The organism is Bradyrhizobium sp. (assembly GCF_027451485.1).
In the GTDB taxonomy this organism is placed as follows: Bacteria; Pseudomonadota; Alphaproteobacteria; order Rhizobiales; family Xanthobacteraceae; genus Bradyrhizobium.
Map to the genome: position 1 here is coordinate 42,347 of NZ_DAIDJE010000040.1, position 19,877 is coordinate 62,223.

17 protein-coding genes are annotated in these 19,877 nt (G+C 63.1%); 4 read left to right on the plus strand and 13 right to left on the minus strand.

Annotation, left to right across the window (positions count from 1 at the left end):
• Window positions 1-20 precede the first annotated feature (20 nt).
• A complete protein-coding gene (locus NEZ08_RS05355; RefSeq protein WP_298104574.1) occupies window positions 21-1,376 on the plus strand; it encodes an aromatic ring-hydroxylating dioxygenase subunit alpha in 1,356 nt (451 codons plus the stop codon).
• A gap of 163 nt (window positions 1,377-1,539) precedes the next feature.
• Window positions 1,540-2,976, plus strand: coding sequence for a glutamine synthetase family protein (locus NEZ08_RS05360; protein ID WP_298104577.1), 1,437 nt, complete (start codon window positions 1,540-1,542; stop codon window positions 2,974-2,976).
• A 2-nt stretch (window positions 2,977-2,978) separates the two neighbouring features.
• Here the strand turns inward: NEZ08_RS05360 and NEZ08_RS05365 are convergent, their stop codons facing one another.
• From NEZ08_RS05365 to NEZ08_RS05385, 5 genes are all read right to left on the minus strand, one after another.
• On the minus strand, window positions 2,979-3,698 hold the full coding sequence (locus NEZ08_RS05365; protein WP_298104580.1) for an ABC transporter ATP-binding protein: 720 nt from the start codon (window positions 3,696-3,698) through the stop codon (window positions 2,979-2,981).
• A complete protein-coding gene (locus NEZ08_RS05370; RefSeq protein ID WP_298104583.1) occupies window positions 3,691-4,458 on the minus strand; it encodes an ABC transporter ATP-binding protein in 768 nt (255 codons plus the stop codon). Before NEZ08_RS05370 ends, NEZ08_RS05365 begins: the two co-directional genes overlap by 8 nt.
• A complete protein-coding gene (locus NEZ08_RS05375; RefSeq protein WP_298104586.1) occupies window positions 4,451-5,401 on the minus strand; it encodes a branched-chain amino acid ABC transporter permease in 951 nt (316 codons plus the stop codon). The genes NEZ08_RS05370 and NEZ08_RS05375 overlap by 8 nt, the downstream gene beginning before the upstream one ends.
• Window positions 5,398-6,315: a branched-chain amino acid ABC transporter permease gene (locus tag NEZ08_RS05380; protein WP_298104589.1), complete on the minus strand. Its 918-nt coding sequence runs from the start codon at window positions 6,313-6,315 to the stop codon at window positions 5,398-5,400. Before NEZ08_RS05380 ends, NEZ08_RS05375 begins: the two co-directional genes overlap by 4 nt.
• A 103-nt stretch (window positions 6,316-6,418) precedes the next feature.
• Window positions 6,419-7,591 carry an ABC transporter substrate-binding protein gene (locus NEZ08_RS05385; protein ID WP_298104592.1) on the minus strand — a complete coding sequence of 391 codons (1,173 nt, stop codon included), beginning with the start codon at window positions 7,589-7,591 and terminating at the stop codon, window positions 6,419-6,421.
• A 325-nt stretch (window positions 7,592-7,916) separates the two neighbouring features.
• On the opposite strand from NEZ08_RS05385, the gene NEZ08_RS05390 reads away from it, so the two are divergent.
• Together NEZ08_RS05390 and atzF are read left to right on the plus strand one after the other, a co-directional pair.
• Window positions 7,917-9,200, plus strand: a complete 1,284-nt coding sequence (locus NEZ08_RS05390; protein WP_298104595.1) for an NAD(P)/FAD-dependent oxidoreductase — start codon at window positions 7,917-7,919, stop codon at window positions 9,198-9,200.
• A gap of 241 nt (window positions 9,201-9,441) precedes the next feature.
• Window positions 9,442-11,265, plus strand: coding sequence for an allophanate hydrolase (gene atzF / locus NEZ08_RS05395; RefSeq protein WP_298104598.1), 1,824 nt, complete (start codon window positions 9,442-9,444; stop codon window positions 11,263-11,265).
• Window positions 11,266-11,381: 116 nt separating this feature from the next.
• Here the strand turns inward: atzF and NEZ08_RS05400 are convergent, their stop codons facing one another.
• The 8 genes from NEZ08_RS05400 to NEZ08_RS05435 form a co-directional block, all read right to left on the minus strand.
• Window positions 11,382-12,116: a GntR family transcriptional regulator gene (locus tag NEZ08_RS05400; RefSeq protein ID WP_298104601.1), complete on the minus strand. Its 735-nt coding sequence runs from the start codon at window positions 12,114-12,116 to the stop codon at window positions 11,382-11,384.
• On the minus strand, window positions 12,113-12,511 hold the full coding sequence (hpxZ, locus tag NEZ08_RS05405) for an oxalurate catabolism protein HpxZ (protein WP_298104604.1): 399 nt from the start codon (window positions 12,509-12,511) through the stop codon (window positions 12,113-12,115). Before hpxZ ends, NEZ08_RS05400 begins: the two co-directional genes overlap by 4 nt.
• 2 nt (window positions 12,512-12,513) lie before the next feature.
• A complete protein-coding gene (locus NEZ08_RS05410) occupies window positions 12,514-13,890 on the minus strand; it encodes an AtzE family amidohydrolase (RefSeq protein ID WP_298104607.1) in 1,377 nt (458 codons plus the stop codon).
• A 25-nt stretch (window positions 13,891-13,915) separates the two neighbouring features.
• Complete coding sequence (locus tag NEZ08_RS05415) at window positions 13,916-14,098, minus strand: DUF4089 domain-containing protein (RefSeq protein ID WP_298104610.1); 183 nt, start codon at window positions 14,096-14,098, stop codon at window positions 13,916-13,918.
• A 13-nt stretch (window positions 14,099-14,111) separates the two neighbouring features.
• Window positions 14,112-15,878, minus strand: coding sequence for an ABC transporter ATP-binding protein (locus tag NEZ08_RS05420; RefSeq protein WP_298104613.1), 1,767 nt, complete (start codon window positions 15,876-15,878; stop codon window positions 14,112-14,114).
• Window positions 15,879-15,880: 2 nt separating this feature from the next.
• A complete protein-coding gene (locus tag NEZ08_RS05425; protein WP_298104615.1) occupies window positions 15,881-16,783 on the minus strand; it encodes an ABC transporter permease in 903 nt (300 codons plus the stop codon).
• On the minus strand, window positions 16,780-17,784 hold the full coding sequence (locus NEZ08_RS05430) for an ABC transporter permease (protein ID WP_298104618.1): 1,005 nt from the start codon (window positions 17,782-17,784) through the stop codon (window positions 16,780-16,782). The genes NEZ08_RS05425 and NEZ08_RS05430 overlap by 4 nt, the downstream gene beginning before the upstream one ends.
• Window positions 17,785-17,968: 184 nt before the next feature.
• The gene (locus NEZ08_RS05435; protein WP_298104621.1) at window positions 17,969-19,585 is read right to left on the minus strand and encodes an ABC transporter substrate-binding protein; all 1,617 of its coding nucleotides are present in this window, start codon (window positions 19,583-19,585) and stop codon (window positions 17,969-17,971) included.
• Between the last annotated feature and the right edge of the window lie 292 nt (window positions 19,586-19,877).

A 19,877-nucleotide genomic window follows, 5' to 3' on the forward strand; every position in this document is an offset into this window, starting at 1 on the left:
TTAGAATGAGGTGACGCGCCATGATGAGCCAGGAACAGAACGATCTGATGACGCGCACGGGCCCGAAAGCGCCATGCGGCAAACTGATGCGGATGTACTGGCAGCCGGCGGCGCTCCTGGATGAACTTGAAGGCCCGCGGCCCGTGCGTCCCGTCAAATTGCTCGGCGAAGACCTCGTGGTGTTTCGTGACGAGCGAGGCGGCTACGGCCTGATCGAGCGCCACTGCGCGCATCGCGGCGCCGATCTTGCGTTCGGCCGGCTCGAGCATGGCGGGTTGCGTTGCGCCTTTCACGGCTGGCTGTTCGATTCATCCGGGCAATGCCTGGAAACGCCGGCCGAACCGAAGGGCTCAAAGCTCTGCCAGGGCATCCGGCAGCGCGCTTATCCGGTCGTCGAGAAAGGCGGCATCCTCTGGGCCTGGCTCGGCGAAGGCGAACCGCCGGCCTTTCCCGAAATCGACTGCTTTGTCGCGCCCGCCACCCACACCTTCGCCTTCAAGGGCCACATCGCCTGCAACTGGCTGCAGGCGCTCGAAGTCGGCATCGATCCATCCCACGCCTCGTTCCTGCACCGCTTCTTCGAGGACGAAGACACTTCGGCGGCCTATGGCCGGCAATTCCGCGGCGCGTCGGCCGGTAGCGACCTGCCGATGACCAGGATCCTGCGCGAATACGACCGGCCGATCATCAATGTCGAGCAGACCGAATACGGGCTGCGGCTGATCGCGCTGCGCGAGATCGACGAGGAGCGCACCCATGTACGCGTCACCAACCAGCTCTTCCCGCACGCGTTCGTTATCCCGATGAGCACCGAGATGACAATCACGCAGTGGCACGTCCCGGTCGATGACGAGAATTGCTACTGGTATGCGATCTTCACGTCTTACGCGGCGCCGGTCGACAAGGAGAAGATGCGCGAGCAGCGCCTCGAACTCTATGAGCTGCCGGACTACATATCGCGCAAGAACAAGGCGAACGATTACGGCTTCGATCCGCACGAGCAGCAGACCGCGACCTATACCGGCATGGGCAACGACATCAACGTGCACGACCAGTGGGCGGTGGAATCGATGGGGCCGATCCAGGACCGCACCCGCGAGCATCTCGGCGCCGCCGACAAGGCGATCGTGCAATATCGCCGCTTGCTGCGTCAGGAGATCGAGAAGGCGAACAAGGGCGAGAAGCCGTTCATGTTCCTCGATGCTGGCCGTGCAAAAAGCATCCAGGGCCCGGCGACGATGGACGGCATCGGGCCGACGCGGGGCTGGGAGACGTTCTGGATGGAAGTCGACGTCAAGCGCCGCCGCGGTGCGCCTTGGACGGCGCCAGCGGTGCAAGAGATCGCGGAGACGGTACCGCAGTTGAGGGTGGTGTGATGATGGCCTCTGACTGTTACGTCGCCATTCCCCGATGTGCAATTGCACATCGTGGATGCGCCGACAGGCGCAGGCGCGGAGTCCATCTTTCCGCAGATTGCGGCACCATCGCTTCCCGGCTCGATGCTGCGTATTGCCCGGGAATGACGAACGGGACGACACCGTGACTTTCGTCGAACGTCACAGCCTCTGGACTGCCGAACAGAAGGAGGCGGCGAGCCGCGTTCGCCGGATCGTCGAGGAACAAGAGCTCGAAACCATTCGGCTTTCGTTTCCCGATCAGCACGGCGTCCTGCGCGGCAAGACGCTGGTGGCAAGCGAGGCGCTCGCCTCGCTCGAAAGCGGCTGCAGCATCACGACCACGATGTTCGCCAAGGACACCGCGCATCGCACGGTGTTTCCGGTGTTCACCTCCGGCGGCGGATTCGGCATGCCGGAGATGGAGGGCGCGGCCGATGTGCTGATGGTCGCCGACCCCACAAGCTTTCGCGTGCTGCCCTGGTCGCCGTCGACCGGGTGGCTGTTGTGCGACGTATATTTTGCCGACGGGCGCGCCGTGCCATTTGCGACGCGGCAGCTGTTCCGGAAGGTTCTCGATCAGCTCGGCCAGCGCGGCTTCGATTTCGTCGCCGGGCTCGAAGTCGAGTTTCATGTCTTCAAGCTCGAAGACGCGAAGATGTTGCCGGAACATGCCGGCCAGCCCGGACACCCGCCGGAGGTCAGCCTACTCTCGCACGGCTACCAATATCTGACCGAGCAGCGCTACGACCAGATGGCGCCCGTGCTGGACCTGATCCGGCGCGATATCCTTGCGCTGGGCCTGCCGCTGCGCTCGGTCGAGGTCGAATTCGGCCCGAGCCAGTGCGAGTTCACCTTCAGGCCAAGCAAGGGCCTTGAGCCGGCCGACACCATGGTGCTGTTCCGCAGCGCGGCGAAGCAGATCGCGCTCCGGCACGGCTACCACGCGACCTTCATGTGCCGGCCGAAACTGCCGAACGTTTTCGCATCAGGCTGGCACCTGCATCAATCGCTGATCTCGCGCGCTGGCGGCGAGAACGCCTTCATGGCGAAAGAGAGCGATACGGGCTTGAGCCCGATCGGCCGCCAATACCTTGCTGGACTTCTCCACCATGCTCGCGCGTCTGCCGTGTTCGCCACGCCGACGATCAACGGCTACAAGCGCTACCGCTCCTATTCGCTGGCGCCGGACCGCGCGATCTGGGGCCGCGACAACCGCGGCGTCATGGTACGCATGCTCGGCGGCGCGAATGATCCGGCGACCCGGCTGGAAAACCGCATCGGCGAGCCGGCCGCCAACCCCTATCTCTACATGGCATCGCAGGTCCTTGCCGGTCTCGACGGCATCGACCGCGCGCTCGATCCGCCACCGCCCGCGGACACGCCTTATGAAACCAAGGCGATTGCTTTGCCCAAGACCTTGCGCGAAGCGCTCGATGCGCTTCAGGCCGATACATTTTTCCGCGAAAAGTTCGGCGCGGGCTTTGTCGATTATTATCTCCACATCAAGAATGCGGAAATCGAGCGCTTTCAGGCCGAAGTCTCGGACTGGGAGCATCGCGAGTATTTCGAGATGTTTTGAGGTCAAATCCCGAGATAGCGGTGTTGCAGATCGGGCTCCGCAATCAATTCCGCCGATGTGCCGCTCCAGACACTGCGGCCACGCTCGATAATGTAGTGGCGGTCGGCGATGCGGGCGAGATTTTCCACATTCTTGTCGATCACCAGCACCGACTGGCCCCCCGCTTTCAGCATCGACAGGCAATTCCATATCTCTTCGCGGATCAGCGGCGCCAGCCCCTCCGTCGCCTCGTCGAGAATGAGCAGTCGCGGGTTGGTCATCAGTGCGCGCCCGATCGCCAGCATCTGCTGCTCGCCGCCGGAGAGCTGGTTTCCCATGTTGCTGCCGCGCTCGGCGAGCCGCGGGAACAGCGCGTGGATTTTCTCCAGCGTCCAGGGATCGCGGGAGGCGAGACGATTACGGGACGCCGCCACCAGATTTTCACGCACAGTCAGATTCGGAAAGATCTGCCGGCCTTCGGGAACCAGACCGATTCCGAGCTGCGCGATGCGGAACGCGGCCAGCCCGCGAACCTCGCGGCCGCCGAAGCGCACGCTGCCTTGACGCGGCGGCGTCAGTCCCATGATCGAGCGGATGGTGGTGGTCTTTCCCATGCCGTTGCGGCCCATCAGCGCAACCATCTCACCGCTCTTGACCGACAGCGACAGGCCGAACAGCACCTGGCTCAGACCATAGCAGGTCTCGATGCCCTCGACTTCGAGCAGAGGTGCCAGTTCAGCCATGGCGCGTCACCACATGCTGATCGCCGAGATAGGCGCGTCTGACTTCCTCGTTGACCCGGATCGCCGCCGGCACGTCGGAGGCGATCACGCGGCCATACACAAGCACGGTGATACGGTCGGCCAGCGCGAACACCGCGTTCATGTCGTGCTCGACCAGAACGATCGTGACTTCCTTTCGAAGGTCCGCGAGCAGTCTGACCATGCGCGCCGATTCCGTCGCGCCCAGGCCGGCCATCGGCTCATCGAGCAGCAGCAATCGCGGCTTTGTCGCCAGTGCCACCGCCAATTCGAGTTCGCGCTGCTCGCCATGGCTCAACCTCGAGACCATGACATTGGCACGGTCGGCCAGCCCGACGCGCGCCAGCGCTGCGAGCGCAGCCTCGCGAAGCCCCATCTCCTTGCGGGCATTGCCGAAGAAGCGGAAGGAGTGCCCGTCGCGGGCCTGCGCCGCCATGGCGACGTTATCCGCCGCGGTGAAATCCCGCAGCAGCGAGGTGATCTGGAACGAACGCGCCAGCCCCAGATGGCTGCGCTTCCAGGCCGGCAGATAGGTGATGTCCTCACCGGCAAAGCGGATGGTACCCGCTGAAGGGCGCAGCTGGCCGATCAGCTGGCTGATCAGCGTGGTCTTGCCGGCGCCGTTCGGGCCGATGATGGCGTGCAGTTCGTCCGGCGCGACGTCGAGCGACAGATTGTCGGTGGCGACGATGCCGCCAAACCGCTTGATCAGGTTTTCGATGCGGAGCAGGGCTTCAGTCACGGGAAAAACTCCCGATCAGGCCGAGAATGCCGCCGCGCCCGAACAACACGATCAGGAGCAAAAGCGGACCCATGATCATCGCCCAGTATTCGGTGACCTGCGACAAAAATTCCTCGAGCACCAGATAGACGATCGCGCCGACCACGGGGCCGAACAGCGACCCCATGCCGCCCAGGATCACCATCACCATGAGATCACCGGAGCGGGTCCAGTACATCACGGCCGGGCTGATGAAGTCGGTGTTATTGGCGAGCAGCGCGCCGGCAAGGCCGCACATCGTGCCTGATATGACGAAGCAGACCAGCTGATATCGCTTTGCCGGAAAACCGATGGCCTGCATGCGCTGCTCGTTCGAGCGCAGGCCCTGCACGACCAGCCCGAAGCGCGAATTGACAATGCGCCAGACCAGAAAGACTCCGCCGAACAGACAGAACAGGCAGAGGTAGTAGAATTCGACGCGGTTCGACAGGTTGATCAGGCCGGCGAAGCCCGAGCGCTTGTAGATGGTCAGGCCGTCGTCGCCACCATAGCGAGACAGGCCCGAGGCGACGTAATACGCCATCTGGGCGAAGGCGAGCGTGATCATGATGAAATAGACGCCGCGCGTGCGCAGCGACAGCGCGCCGATCACCAGCGCAAACAGCGCGGAAGCGGCGAGCGCCACCGGCCACTGGATGAAGCCGGAGCCAATGCCTTCGGCGGCGAGAATGCCGACCGCATAGCCGCCGATGCCGAGATAGGCGGCGTGGCCGAAGCTCATCATGCCGCCATAGCCCATGATGAGGTTGAGGCTGACGGCGGCGAGCGAGAAGATCACGATGCGCGTGAACAGCGTGAGCACGAAGAAGTTGCCGGTCAGTTGCGAAAACAGCGGCAGCGCCAGAAGACCGACGACAACGAGCGCCGCGACCACATTGCGGTAATCGACGGACGACGGCTTCATCGGCGGCTGGCCGGAAACAGCCCCTCCGGCCGTGCCACCAGCACGATCGCCATCAAAAGGTAGATCAGCATCGACGAGAGCGCCGGCGCCGCGGTCGATGCCGCCGCCGAACTCAGGACGCCCCGCAGCAGATCAGGCAGGAAAGCGCGGCCCAGCGTATCGATCATTCCCACCAAAATGGCGGCGACGAAGGCGCCGCGGATCGAACCGATGCCGCCAATGACGATGATGACGAAAGCGAGGATGAGGATGTTCTCGCCCATGCCGATCTGTACGGTGAGGATCGGCGCCTCCATCAGCCCGGCGAGCCCGGCGAGTGCCGCGCCCAGCCCGAACACCAGCGTGTAGAGCAGCTTGATGTTGATGCCGAGCGCGCCGATCATTTCGCGGTTTGAGGCGCCGGCGCGGATCAGCATGCCGAGACGGGTGCGCATCACCACGATATAAAGCATCAGGGCAACCGCCAGCGCGACGGAAATGATGGCGAGCCGATAGGCGGGATAGAACACGCCGGGAATGATCTGCACCGGCACAGTGAGCCAGCCAGGCAGCGGCAGCGCCAAGCCGGCCGGCCCCCACACCAGCCGCACCAGGTCGTTGAAGAACAGGATCAAGCCAAACGTCGCCAGCACATGGTCGAGATGATCGCGCCCGTAGAGATGCCGCAGCGCCACCACCTCGAGCACGATGCCGAGCAGCAGCGTCGCGCCGAGCGCCAGCAGAATGCCGATGATGAAATTGCCGCTCCAGGCGACAAAGGTCGCGGCGAAATAAGCGCCCATCATGTAAAGCGAGCCATGGGCCAGGTTGACGAGGTCCATGATGCCGAAAACGAGCGTCAGTCCCGCCGCCAGCAGGAACAGCAGCAGGCCAAATTGCAGCCCGTTCAAGAATTGTTCGACGACAAGCAGCATCTTTGTTCGAGACGATCCCCTGATCCCCACCATCCCCTGGGGAGAGCGGGTAAGAAAAGCGGCAGCGTTTGGCGCTGCCGCTCTCTCCTAGCAAAAACCGTGCTCACTTCATCGGGCACTTGTCGTGGAAGTTGTCCTGATTGTCCTTGACGATGGTGGCGACCGTTTTCAGCGAGAGCTGGCCATCGGCGTCCTTCACCACGTCCTGCAAATAGAAGTTCTGGATCGGGATGTGATTGTTGCCATATCTGAACGAGCCGCGCAGTGATTTGAAGTCGGCCTTTTCCATTTCGGCCTTCATCGCATCCTTTTTCGAGGTATCGCCCTTGACCGCAACCACTGCGCTGTTGATCAGCTGCGCGGCGTCATAGGCCTGTGCGCCGTAGTAAGTGGGACGCGCCGGCGCATATTTCTTGCGGTAGTCTTCGACGAACTTCTTGTTCTGCTCGTTCGGCAGGTCGTGCACCCACTCCTGCGCGCCGGGAACGCCGAGCGCGTTGTCCTTTTGCAGCGGCAACGACAATTCGTCGATCGTGAACGCGGTATAAAGCGGGATCTGCTGCTTGATGCCGGCCTGAACATATTGATTGAGGAACTGCACGCCGGCTGCGCCCGGATAGAACACGAAGATCGATTCGGCTTTTGAATTGCGCGCCTTGGTGAGTTCGGCCGAGAAATCGAGCTGGCTCGGCCATACCGTATATTCTTCGCCGAGGACCTGGCCCTTGAAAGTGCTCTTCACGCCGGCGAGCATGTCCTTGCCCGCCGCGTAATTCGGGCCGATCAGAAATACCGACTTGACGCCCTTCTGGTTCATGTAAAGGCCCATCGCCGCCGGCGTCTGATCGTTCTGCCAGGAGGTCGAGAACACGTAAGGGGAGCACAATTCGCCGGCGAGCTGCGACGGCCCGGCATTGGCCGAGATCAGGAAGGTCTGGGAATCCACCGCCGTCTTGAGCGAAGCGAGCAGCACGTTCGACCAGATATAGCCGACGATGAAATCGACATGGTCGGACTGCACCAGCTTCTCCGTTTTCTGCTTGCCGATGTCCGGCTTCTGCTGGTCGTCCTCGTAAATCACCTCGACCGGCTTGCCCGCCATCTTGCGGCCGAGATGGTCGAGCGCGAGCTCGAACGAGTTGCGCATGTCCTTGCCGATGACCGCCGTCGGCCCGCTGAAGGTGGAGACAAAGCCGATCTTGATCGTGTCCCCGGCCGCCGCAGGCTGGGCCAACGCCAGAGCCGCTGCGCCCGCGAGCCAAAATGCCCTTCTCATAATGTGTCCCTCCTCTGTTCTTTCTCTCTCGCCGCCGGCTGAGCCGGCCGGATGGCGCCGTTTGATCCAGCGCTTTCCACGCTTGTTGATGCCTCGTTTTGTGCGCGAAATCGCGGGCGAGCAGCAAGCACGAACCGTCGGCTGCCTCTTTCAACCTTCGGACCATGTTCCGGCCGCATGCACCATAATTCGCAGGCGCCGCCGATGGCAAGAATTATAGTGCCGGTTGATATCGGCTTTCGCTATCGCCTCATCGGAAATGCCGCCTTGAGCGCGGCGCCCGAACGCTTACACAAAGGGTGAGCCGTTCGAATTGGGGGACGCCATGAATTCTCCAGCGCCTGATCGGAAAGATGCCCATCGCGTGGTGATCGTGGGCGCCGGCTTTGGCGGGCTCCAATGCGCGCTGGGACTGAAAGGCGCGCCGGTCAGGATCACGCTGGTCGACCGCCGCAACCATCATCTGTTTCAGCCGCTGCTCTATCAGGTGGCGACCGCATCGCTGGCCACATCCGAGATCGCCTGGCCGATCCGCTATCTGTTGCGCGACCGGCCTGACGTTACGACCCTGTTCGCCAATGTGAACGGCGTCGACGCGGCCAACAAGCGCGTGCTGCTCGAAGACGGCGACATGCTCCCCTACGACACGCTGGTGCTTGCGACCGGCGTCCGCCATGCCTATTTCGGCCATGACGAATGGGAGCCGTTTGCGCCGGGCCTGAAAACCCTTGAAGACGCCACCACGCTTCGCCGCCGCATTCTCGTTGCCTTCGAGCGCGCCGAGCGCGAAAGCGATCCGCAAAGACGGGCGGCGCTGTTGACCTTCGTGATCGTTGGCGCCGGTCCGACCGGGGTCGAACTCGCCGGCACCATCGCCGAACTCGCCCGCGATACGCTACCGCCCGACTTCCGCAACATCGATACGCACAAGACGCGGGTCGTTTTGATCGAAGCCGGCCCGCGCGTGCTCGCAGGCTTTCCCGACGATCTTTCGGCTTATGCGCAACGTTCACTCGAGGAGATCGGCGTCGAGGTCATTCTCGGCCAGCCCGTCACCGAATGCTCCGCCGATGGTGTCGTGTTCGGCGGAAAGCCTTTGCATGCGAGAACCCTGATCTGGGCCGCCGGCGTTCGCGCCTCGCGCGCCGCCGAATGGCTGCAGGCACCTCATGATCGCGCCGGAAGGGTGCAAGTTCGGCCAGACCTCACCGTGCCGGACCATCCCGATATCTTTGCCGTCGGCGACACGGCCAGCATCGCCGACAGCAAAGGAAATCCCGTTCCGGGCATCGCGCCGGCTGCCAAGCAGCAGGGACGTTACGTCGCCAGATTGATTCGGGCGCGGTTGTCAGGCGAAAAGCTGGCGCCATTTCGCTATCGGCATGCCGGCAGCCTCGCGCAGATCGGCAAACGCAAAGCGGTGATCGACTTCGGTTGGATCAAGCTCCGCGGCACGATCGCCTGGTGGATCTGGGGTATCGCCCACATCTACTTCCTGATTGGATTACGCAATCGCCTCAGTGTTGCTCTCAGCTGGCTCTGGATTCATGCCCGCGACCAGCGCGCGGCGCGGCTGATCACGCAGGGGTCGAGCAAGGTCGGACGCTGAAGAAAAGCGTGGAAGACAAACAGGACAAACTGCTCACAAAATGGGCATTAGATCTTATGGCAGCTTGACTGGGGCCCGCGCCGGCATGCCGTCAAACAATTGATAAATCTTTATCATTTCTAGGGCAGGGCCACGCGTAGCCATTGTACACAATGGCACGTCGATTGCTTTGAATGACGCGAAACCTCTTCTGGAGCACGTCCGTCATGTCCCCCTCGCCTGCTTCCACAAGGATTAACGCGTGACCGAGACCGTTGCCGCCATCGTTGCCGCGCACCGCGCCGGGTCCCAGTCGCCCGCACAAACCGTCGCGCGGAGCTTTCGGCGCATCCGCGAGCACGACGATCCTGCGATCTTCATCTCCTTGCGCGAGGAAGATGATTTGGTGGCGGAGGCCGAAGCGCTTGCGTCAAAGGATCCGGGCGCATTGCCGCTCTATGGCGTGCCGGTCGCAGTCAAAGACAACATCGATGTGGCGGGACTGCCGACCACCGCCGCCTGCCCGGCCTATTCCTACCTGCCGGCGCGCGATGCCAGCGTGGTTGCGAGACTGCGCCAGGCCGGCGCCATCGTCATCGGCAAGACCAACCTCGATCAGTTCGCGACCGGCCTGGTCGGCGTGCGCTCGCCTTACGGCATTCCCACCAATCCGATGCGCGCCGACCTTATTCCGGGCGGATCGAGTTCGGGATCGGCGGTCGCCGTCGCCAGCGGCCTCGTGCCGCTCGCGCTCGGAACCGACACGGCGGGCTCCGGCCGCGTTCCGGCCATGCTCAACAACATCGTCGGGCTGAAACCAAGCGTCGGCCTGGTTTCGTCTGCCGGCGTCGTGCCGGCGTGCCGGACGCTCGACTGCGTCTCGATATTTTCGCTCACCGTTGATGATGCCGTAGCGGCGCTGACCGTGATGGGCGGTCCGGACGAGTCGGATCCGTTCTCGCGCGACCGGACCCTCGCAAAACTGGGTTCGTTTCCCACAGGCCTGCGTCTAGGAGTGCCGCGCGACGGCCAGCTCATCTTCTTTGGCGACAAGGCGCAGGAGGCAGCCTATGCGGCCGCGCTGGAACAGTGGCGCGCACTCGGCGCCACACTGGTCAGTTTCGACCTCGAACCGTTTTATGAGACCGCGCGTCTCCTCTACGAGGGGCCGTGGGTAGCCGAACGCTATCTCGTCATCCGCAACCTGCTCGCCTCGCAGCCCGACGCAATTCACCCGGTGACGCGGGAGATCACGATTGCAGGCGGAAGGCTTTCGGCCGCCGACACCTTCGCTGCGCTCTATCGCTTGCAGGAGTTGCGGCATACCACCAAGCATGCCTTCGCCGGTCTCGATGCGCTGGTGTTGCCGACCGCACCGACCGCCTATACGACGGCGCAGGTCCTGGCCAATCCGATCGAGCTCAATTCAAGGCTCGGCACCTACACCAACTTCGTCAACCTGCTCGACCTGTGCGGTCTCGCGCTGCCGGCGGCGATCAGGGCGGACGGCATTCCGTTCGGCATCACGCTGCTTGCGCCGGCGAACCGGGACGCGCTGCTCGCCAGCATCGGACGCGTCTTTCACAGCAAAACCAAGCTGCCGCTCGGCGCCAACCGCCTGGCGATGCCGCCGCTTGCCGATACCGACGCGAGCCCGACCGGCGACGAAATTCCGGTCGCGGTGGTCGGCGCGCATCTGTCCGGGATGGTGCTCAACGGTGAATTGCAAGCACTCGGCGGCAGGCTCCTCGAAGCAACCTCGACCGCGCCGGATTACCGGCTCTACGCACTGCCGACCACGCCGGCAAAACCGGGCATGCTGCGCGTCGACGCGGGAAGCGGGACATCGATTGCGCTGGAGGTATGGGCGTTGCCGGCGGCCACCTTCGGCCAATTCGTCGCCGCGATCCCGCCGCCGCTCTCGATCGGCACCGTGCGCCTGAAGGATGGGCGCGGGATCAAGGGATTTATCGTGGAGGCCGCCGACATCGGCAGCGCCAAAGACATTTCGGCTTTCGGCGGCTGGCGTGCTTATGCGGCGAGAAGCGTAACAACTTCACCTCGTCATTCCGGGACGCCACGATAGTGGCGAGCCCGGAATCAATCCCGCCGCTGAAACGCCTGGATGAATGGATTCTCTGATGTGCAATTGCACATCAGAGTGCGCTCGTTTCACTCGCGCCCCGGAATGACGGCAAGGATCTACACCGATACCGCGTAAATCTCGTATTCGCCGTGCACCCGTGCGATGTGCGCGCGCATCGCGTTCGCCGCTCCGTTGCGGTCGCCGCGCATGATCGCCACCACCACGCGATCGTGCTCGGCATGCGATTGCGCGAGCCGGCCGAGGTTGCGGAACTGGGCTCGGCGAAACGGCTGCACGCGCTTGCGCGTCGCCAGCGTGATCTCGGCGATATGGCCGTTCTGCGATCCGGAATAGATGAAAGCGTGAAACTGCTCGTTGAGCGCGTTGAAGCGATCGGGGTCGCCGGCGTGACTTAGGACCCGCAGTTGCTCGTGGATTTGCTCCAGCCGGTAGCGCTCGGCCGGAGCCATCCGCTCCGCCGCCAGGCCGGCGCATAGCGCCTCAAGCTCGGCCATCGCCTCGAACATTCCGCTCAACCGTTCGATCGAGGGCTGCGCCACCACCGCGCCGCGATGGGCGCGCGCCTCCACCAGGCCCGACGCCGCCAGTTGCCGCAGTGCTTCGCGCACCGGCGTGCGCGACACGCGGAAACGCCGCGCGATTTCGGTTTCGTCCAGCGCCGATCCCGGCGCCAGTATGCCGCGCACGATCTCGTCGGCCAGTTGCAGGTGCAATTCTTCCGCGCGAGTGAGTTTGTCGGGGCGGACGATCCGATTGGCGGGATGCGTCAGCGGCTGAGGCTTCGAAGGCTTGAGTTGCGCCGCGGCATTCGGGAGATCGTCAAGACTCATGTTTTCCGGTCCTGCGGCTCGTCGATCACACTGACATGCGCGGCCACAATCTTCCATCCCTCGGCAAACCGCACCCATGTCTGCATCTGCCGGCCGACCTTACCCGGCGCGGAATCGCGGAAGAACAGCGTCGAGGCCACCGCCATGTCGCGGCCATACGTGGTGATCACCGTGCGGTCCAGCCGGCGCATCAGACCGGCCGGCGAGCGCGCGGCGCGAAACGCCATGATCTCACGATAACCATACAGGTTTTCGGCGCCGCCATAGCGCAGGGTGCGCGGATCGTCGCGAAACAGCTCATCAAGTACGGCGACGTCGTTGCTCACGAGCGCCTTTTCGTAGCGGTCAAATTGCGCCGTCACCTCCGCGAGCACATCGGGCAGATCGACCTGCATGTTCAGATTCCCTTCGGCGGTGGCGCCGCCACGACCCCTGCCCTCTCCAATGCGGCCGCCACGCGCAAGGCGATATCTTCCCGCCAGGGCGGGGCGATGATCTGCACGCCGATCGGCATCGGCTCGAGCGGCACCGGGACGGCAACGACCGGCAGCCCGATGAAGGAAATCGGCTGGGTGTGAAGGCCGATGTTGGCGCGCACCGGCATTTCGACGCCGTCGAGCACGAAATTCACCTGGCCAAGCCTGGGCGCCACGCACGGCGTCGCCGGCGCCAGGATGATGTCAACCGACTTGAACAATTCCGCCACCCGGCTGCGGTACCAGCGGCGGAACTTTTGGGCGCGATCGACCATAGGCGCCGGGATCATCGCGCCGGCGATCAGGCGGTCGCGCACCGCGGGGTCAAAATCCTCAGGCCGCGTGCGCAGCCGATCGAGGTGGAGCGAGGCGCCCTCGCAGGTCGAGATCACGTAAGCGGCGGCACGGGCACGCGCCGCTTCAGGGATTTCGACCGTACGGCTGACGCCAAGCGCCTTGGCGACGCGGCCCACAGCTTCGGTCGCTTCCGGAAAAACATTCTTCTGGAAGTAGTCGCCGGCCACTGCGATGCGCAAATCGCCGATGTCCTGATCGAGCAGGCCCGAAACCGGCTCCGCCGGCCGCGTGGCGCAGGCGGCATCTTCGGCATCCGGCCCCTGCATCGCGTCATAGGCCAGCGCGAGGTCGCCGACCGAGCGCGCCAGCGGACCGACATGATCGAGCGAGAAGACGAACGGAAAGGAGCGCGCGCGGGAGAGCCGGCCGTAGGTCGGCTTCAATCCAAAAACTCCGCAGAAAGACGACGGCACGCGGATCGAGCCGTTGGTATCCGAGCCCAGCGCCAGCGGCACCAGTGCGCCGCCAACCGCGCTGCCGGAGCCGCCCGAGGACCCGCCGGTCATTCGCGTCGGGTCGTGCGGATTCCGCGAAGGTCCATCGTGAATGTTTTCGCCGGTGAAGTCGTAGGCGTATTCGCCCATGTTGAGGGCGCCGACCAGCACCGCGCCGGCCGCTTCCAGCCGTTCGACAACCGTCGCGTCCCGCGCGGCGGCAGGCAGATCACGGTTGATCTTCGATCCTGCGCGAGTCGGCAGTCCCTTCACGTCGAACAGATTTTTCACCGCAAAGGGCACGCCGGCGAGCGGTCCGGGATCCCTGCCGGCCGCGATCGCCGCATCGACGGCGCGTGCCTTTGCACGCGCGCGCTCCGCGGTGACATCGGTAAAGGAATTGAGCACGGCATCGTGCCTGGCGATGCGCGCCAATGCGGCCTCGGTCGCCTCAATCGCGGAAGATGTCTTGTCCTTGACGGCGCGTGCTATGTCGACGGCAGACATCGCCTCGCCGGCTTTTATCGTGCGATCAGGCTGTAAAGACACTGGCGGGCTCGGCTTCGTCCGGGAATCCAAATTCGTCCACCACCCGCGCCAGGCGCATGGACACTTCGAGATTGGCGCGCACGGCTGGCTTCCAGGCTTCCTCGACCGGAAGCTTCAAGAGCTTCGAAGCGGCATCGATGTAGTCATCCAGGGAATCTTCAGCCATTTTCCTACTTCTCTCATGAGCTGACAGGTGACGGCGGATGGGGGATCGCCGTCAACAATTGCCTTGTATAGGCATTTTTCGGATCGCCCAAGACCTGCTCCGACATACCCTGCTCGACGATCTTCCCCGTTTGCATGACAATGACGCGATCGCACAACAGGCGCACCACGTTGAGATCATGCGAGACAAACAGATAGCTCATGCCAAGCGATTGCTTGAGGTCTTGAAGCAGGTTGAGGACCACCGCCTGCACCGACACGTCGAGCGCCGCGGTGGGCTCATCGAGAATCACAAGCTTCGGATGGAGCGCAATCGCCCGCGCAATGCCGACGCGCGCCTTCTGGCCACCTGAAAGCTGATGCGGAAAGCGATCGAGCAGATAGCCGGGAAGGCCGACGAGTGTGGCGAGTTCCTCACAGCGGGCCCGCAGCGCATCACGTCCCTTGATGCCGCCGAGGCGGAGGATCGGATCGGCAATTGCCCGCGCTGCGGTAAAGCGCGGATTGAGGCTGTCGGTGGGATCCTGAAACACCATCTGGATGCTCTTGCGCTGCGGCGATCGCGCGAAGGCGCCGGGCAGGATCCCGCCGATCTCCTCGCCATCGAACTGGATGCGGCCGGAGGTCTGGTCCAATAGCCGCATCACCATCATCGAGGTGGTGGATTTGCCACAACCGGATTCGCCGACCAGACCGACGCTTTCGCCGTGGCCGACTGCAAAGCTGATGCCGTCGACCGCGCGGAACATGTCGGGCTCAACCGTCGGCTTGCGCGCAAACAATTTTGCGAGCGTCCCCCGCGCGCCCTGACGCGGATATTCCTTCACCAGCTTTTCGACCAGCAGGAGCGGTTTGTTGGCGCCCCCGGGCTTGCCGCGGGAATTCGCCTTTCCTGAAGCCAAATTTGGCGAAGCGGAATGGATGGTCGGTTCAAGTCCGGCCAACACGTCGCTGGATTCCTCCTCCGGCAACAGGTCGCGCAAGGAGACGCCGAGCCGCGGCGTCGCACGCATCAGTTTGCGCGTATAGGGATGTTCGGCCCGTTGGAAAATATCGCCCGAGGGGGCGGTCTCGACCACGCGCCCCTTCTCCATCACCATCACGCGATCGCAATAGGCCGCCGCCAGTCCGAGGTCATGCGTGATCAGGATGGTCGACATGTTGCGCTCCTTCGTGAGCGCTGCGACGAGATCCATCACCGCCTTCTGAGTGGTGACATCGAGGCCAGTGGTCGGCTCGTCGGCGATCAGCAGGCGGGGGCCGCAAGCGAGCGCCAGCGCGATCACCACCCGCTGGCACATGCCCCCGGAGAGCTGAAAGGGATAGGCATGGTAACGCTCGCGCGGCCGCGCGATCTTGACCTGTTCCAGCGCGGCGATGGCTCGGTCAGTGACCTGGGAGCGATCGACCTGCACGTGCTGCAACAGTACATCCTCGATCTGGTGGCCGATCTTGCGGATCGGGTTGAGCGCCAGCCGCGGGCTCTGGAAGACCATCGACATTTCGCGGCCGCGCAGGTCGCGCATCTCATCCTCGGTCGCTGCTGTAACGTCGACGCCGGAGAAATGCACCGAGCCTTCGACGATCCGGCCGGCGCGATCGAGTATCCGCATCACCGCATAGGACGTCACCGACTTGCCGGACCCGGACTCGCCGACAATGCCGAGCGTCTCACCTTTGCCAAGCTGGACATTGACGTGCTGCACGGCTTTCACGACGCCCCGCCGGGTCGCAAACTCCACGGTGAGGTCGTTGATATCGAGCAACGGCAACGCCGTCATCTTCACTTCCTCCGTTGCGGATCGACTAGGTCGCGCAAACCGTCACCCAGCAGGTTGAAGCAGAACACTGCGATCATCAGCGCGCCGCCGGGAAAAACCGCGACCCACCATTCGCCGGAAATGATATTGGCGGCGCCCTCAGCCACCATGATCCCCCATTCCGGCGTCGGCGGCTTGACGCCAAGCCCGATGAATGACAGGCCGGCGGCGTTTAGGATAGCGTAGCCCATGGTCAGCGATACCTGCACCATCATGATCGGCAGGATGTTGGGCGTGATCTGGGTCAGCAAAATGCGTGCATTGCTGTTGCCGGAGAGACGCGCGGCTTGCACGAACCCGGCCTCGCGCCGCACGTTGGCCTCGGCGCGCGCGATGCGGACGTAAAGCGGGAAGTTGATGATGGCCGTTGCGATCACGATGTTGGTCACGGTATTGCCCAGCGCCGCGACAATGCCCATCGCCAGCACGAACAATGGAAACGCCATGATCGTATCGGATATCCGGCCAACGATGCGATCGGTCCAGCCGCCGAAGAAGCCGGCGGCGATACCGGCAAGTCCCCCGACCACAAGCACCAGCGCCACCGACGCGATCGCGATCATGAAATCGAGGCGGGTTGCGGCCACCACGCGGCTGAAAATATCCCGCCCCACGAGGTCGGTACCGAACCAATGGTGCAGAGAGGGGGGCTGCAGGGTCGCCGAAGTATCGCTGGCGAGCGGATCGTAAGGGACGACATGCGGGCCGAACACGGCGGACAGCGCCATCAGCGCGAACAAACCGAACGCCAATCCGGTGACGGGGTTGTCGGCCACCACGTCAACTGCGTGGCGAAGAATGGAGTTGCTCGGCGGCGTCGGATGTACGCTTGTGGCCGGCGCGGCAGTCAGGCTGGCTTCGCTCATGCCTCGACCCTCACACGCGGGTCGATCATGCTGTACAGCATATCGATGACGAGGTTCAGCGCGACGTAAAGCACCGCCATGGTCAGCACGAAGCCCTGAACCGGCGCAAAATCCGATTGCAACAGGGCTTCGACCGCATAGGAGCCGATGCCGGGCCACGCGAAGACTTTCTCGACCAGTACATTGGCGCCGAGCAGAAACGAGAACACCATGCCGAGCGTGGTGACGACCGGAAGCAGGGCATTACGGAACGCGTAAGTGAGGATCACGGTGCGGCGGCTGAGGCCGCTGGCGCGCGCCGTGCGGATGAATTCGGAGCCGAACGCCGTCAACATCGAGGCGCGGGTCATGCGCGTGATCGGCGCCAGCGAAAATATCGCAAGCGTCACCGCCGGCAGGATGAGCTGACTGAGCGCGGCGCGGAACGTGTCGAAATTGCCGCTGATGAGGCTGTCGATCAGAAAAAAGCCTGTGATGTCGGGCGGCGCGGTCGCAAAGGCATCGAGCCTGCCGAGCGGCGGGGGCGACCAGCCGAGGCGGAAATAGAAGACGTAGACCAGAAGCAGGCCGGTGAAAAACACAGGCAACGAGACGCCGGCGGTCGCGATTACGCGGCAGAGATGATCGATCCAGGAGCCCTGCCTGACGGCGGCAAAGATGCCGAGCGGCACGGCGATGGCGATGGCGAGAAACAAGCCGGACAACGTCAGTTCGGCCGATGCCGGCAGGCGGCTTGCGATCTCGGCGGCCACCGGCTGGCCGGTCGAAAGCGAGTTGCCGAAATTGCCATGTGCGAGATCGCTGACGTAGCGCAGAAACTGATCCGGCAGCGGACGGTCGAGCCCCAGCGACTTGCGGACCTCGGCTATCGATTGCGGCGTCGCCGCAGGTCCGGCAAAATAAACCGCAGGATCGCCCGGCAAGACCCGCGTCAGCAGAAACGTCACGACGATCACGCCGATCAGCGTCGGGACGATCGTTACGAACCGTCTGAGGATCACGCTCGACCTCCCTCGGCTGCGCGCTAGTGGAGTGGATTTGACATTCGCCAGCCACCTGGCCGCGAGTTCGCAAGGCGAATGTCAAATCCTAAACTCCATAGAAAGATAGATTTGCTGGTGGTCCTTTGACTCTAACATTCGAAAAGTGCCTGCTGAGAAGGATGCGAATGTTGGAATTGGATCACTAGCCCTTTACGATCGAACGGTAATCGAGCTGCCGGTGGAACCAGTAGGCGTAGCCGGAAACGTTCTTCTGGGTGGCGACGTTGAGGAATGGCTGAAACAGCGGAATCCGCGGCACGTCCATATAGGCCTTGGAAATGAAACCCTCGACATCCTTGGCATATTTCTCCTTGTCGCCGATCGCAGCCGCTGCCCGCGCGCCCTCGATCAGCACATCCATGTCGGTATTGACGTAGCTTGACGTGTTGAAGATCGCGTTTTGGCCGGAATAGCACCAGAAGAAGAAATATTCGGGATAATCGAGCCAGCCTGAGAAGAAGTTGATCATCAGCGGCATGGTTTTCCTGGCCATCTCGCTGCGCCAGTTGGCGCCCGGCACCTTGTTTATCGTGGTCCTGATTCCGATCTGTGCAAGACTTTCCTGCACCAGCACGGAGATCGGTTCGCAGATATCCCCGGCGCCGAGATCGTACGAGATGGTAGTGTCGATGCCTGAGGCGCCGCTCTCGGCCATCAGTGCCTTGGCCTTCTCGATGTCGCTGACGTATGCAGTCTTCGCAGGCCAGGCAATGTCGGCAACGCTGTTGGAGGGGCCGCCGAACAGGGGATTGGCGAGACCGAACATCGCCGCATCCATGATCTTCTGGTAGGGCAGCGCGTAGGCGATGGCCTGGCGAACCCTGAGATTATCGAACGGCGGCTTCGTCACGTTCAAATCGACCGAATACATGCCGTTGCCGATCGGGTGGGAGAGGATGACGAGCTTGCCCTCCTTCTTCATCTCGGAGGTGTCCTTCGAGGACAGGTCGAAGGAAATGTCGGCATCGCCCCTCTCCATCAAGGCGCGGCGATTGCCTTGCGAGGGCACGGTGCGCCAGATCACCCGTTTTAACTGCGGCAGCTTGCCGCCAACCCAGCCGTCATGGCGCTCGAAGACGACCTCGACGCCCGGCTTCCAGCTCGTCACCTTGTAGGCGCCGCTGCCTGCTGTATTGCTCTTGGTGTAATCCATCGCCCACGGATCTTTATCCGTGGCTTTCTTTTTCAGGAGCTCGGAGTTGTAGACGCTCGGCACGATCACGGCGAGATCGGGGATCGTCAGGCGATCCTTCTTCATGAAATCGATTCGGATAGTGCTGTCATCGACGACGACGAACTGCTCCTTGTCGACGAGAGAGCCAGCCTTCATCTGCACGGTCGGAAAGCCGCCGACGGTGACGGCCCGATCCAGCGACCATTTGACATCCTTCGCGGTGACCGGCGCGCCGTCCTGGAATTTGGCGGTCTTCTTCAGCTTGAACGTCACAGACATGTCGCTGAGCTTCATGTCATCGGCGAGCTCCAGCTTGAACTTGTCGCGGTCGTAGGCCTGGCTGCCGTCCGGCAGCGTCCTGGTTTCATGGCTGATGAGCCGGTCGTAGCAATTCCAGGACACCTCATAGCCCGGCCGGTTGGTGCCGATGCCATGAATGTCGAGATTATTGGGACCGCCTTCGGTCACCACGAGCAAGGTCTCCGATCGCGCATCGGCCCTCGCCGGTGACCAGATGGCGGGCGCCTGCACCGCGGCACCGACGGCCAGGCCGGACACGGATTTTAGAAAATCGCGGCGCTTCATTGGATACTCCAAAGCCAAAGGACCAATTCCGCAGCTGGCTTCGCAAGGTTCGTGCCAAGGCTTGGCGGCTTGGTAAGCGACCGCTAAATCTTTGATTCGGCAGGAACATCATAAGACCGGGCGGGACGCGACTGCGGGCCGGCGCGCAGGCGCAAATTGCATGCAGCAGGATAGAACTGCCGAATAAATAGGCGGGGTAGCCGCTTCGCTTGTGCTCTCACCGGCGATGGCCGAGCCGGGAAAGACGCGCGCGATGACACGTCCGCGATATTTCCGCGAATGGCGGCTTGAT

Coding starts and splice junctions, on each gene's coding strand:
- NEZ08_RS05435 (WP_298104621.1), bottom strand. CDS start 19,585: ATGAAGCGCCGCGATTTTCTAAAATCCGTGTCCGGCCTGGCCGTCGGT.
- NEZ08_RS05385 (WP_298104592.1), bottom strand. CDS start 7,591: ATGAGAAGGGCATTTTGGCTCGCGGGCGCAGCGGCTCTGGCGTTGGCC.
- NEZ08_RS05415 (WP_298104610.1), bottom strand. CDS start 14,098: ATGGCTGAAGATTCCCTGGATGACTACATCGATGCCGCTTCGAAGCTC.
- NEZ08_RS05380 (WP_298104589.1), bottom strand. CDS start 6,315: ATGCTGCTTGTCGTCGAACAATTCTTGAACGGGCTGCAATTTGGCCTG.
- NEZ08_RS05390 (WP_298104595.1), top strand. CDS start 7,917: ATGAATTCTCCAGCGCCTGATCGGAAAGATGCCCATCGCGTGGTGATC.
- NEZ08_RS05410 (WP_298104607.1), bottom strand. CDS start 13,890: ATGTCTGCCGTCGACATAGCACGCGCCGTCAAGGACAAGACATCTTCC.
- NEZ08_RS05355 (WP_298104574.1), top strand. CDS start 21: ATGATGAGCCAGGAACAGAACGATCTGATGACGCGCACGGGCCCGAAA.
- NEZ08_RS05375 (WP_298104586.1), bottom strand. CDS start 5,401: ATGAAGCCGTCGTCCGTCGATTACCGCAATGTGGTCGCGGCGCTCGTT.
- NEZ08_RS05420 (WP_298104613.1), bottom strand. CDS start 15,878: ATGACGGCGTTGCCGTTGCTCGATATCAACGACCTCACCGTGGAGTTT.
- NEZ08_RS05425 (WP_298104615.1), bottom strand. CDS start 16,783: ATGAGCGAAGCCAGCCTGACTGCCGCGCCGGCCACAAGCGTACATCCG.
- hpxZ (WP_298104604.1), bottom strand. CDS start 12,511: ATGCAGGTCGATCTGCCCGATGTGCTCGCGGAGGTGACGGCGCAATTT.
- NEZ08_RS05400 (WP_298104601.1), bottom strand. CDS start 12,116: ATGAGTCTTGACGATCTCCCGAATGCCGCGGCGCAACTCAAGCCTTCG.
- NEZ08_RS05365 (WP_298104580.1), bottom strand. CDS start 3,698: ATGGCTGAACTGGCACCTCTGCTCGAAGTCGAGGGCATCGAGACCTGC.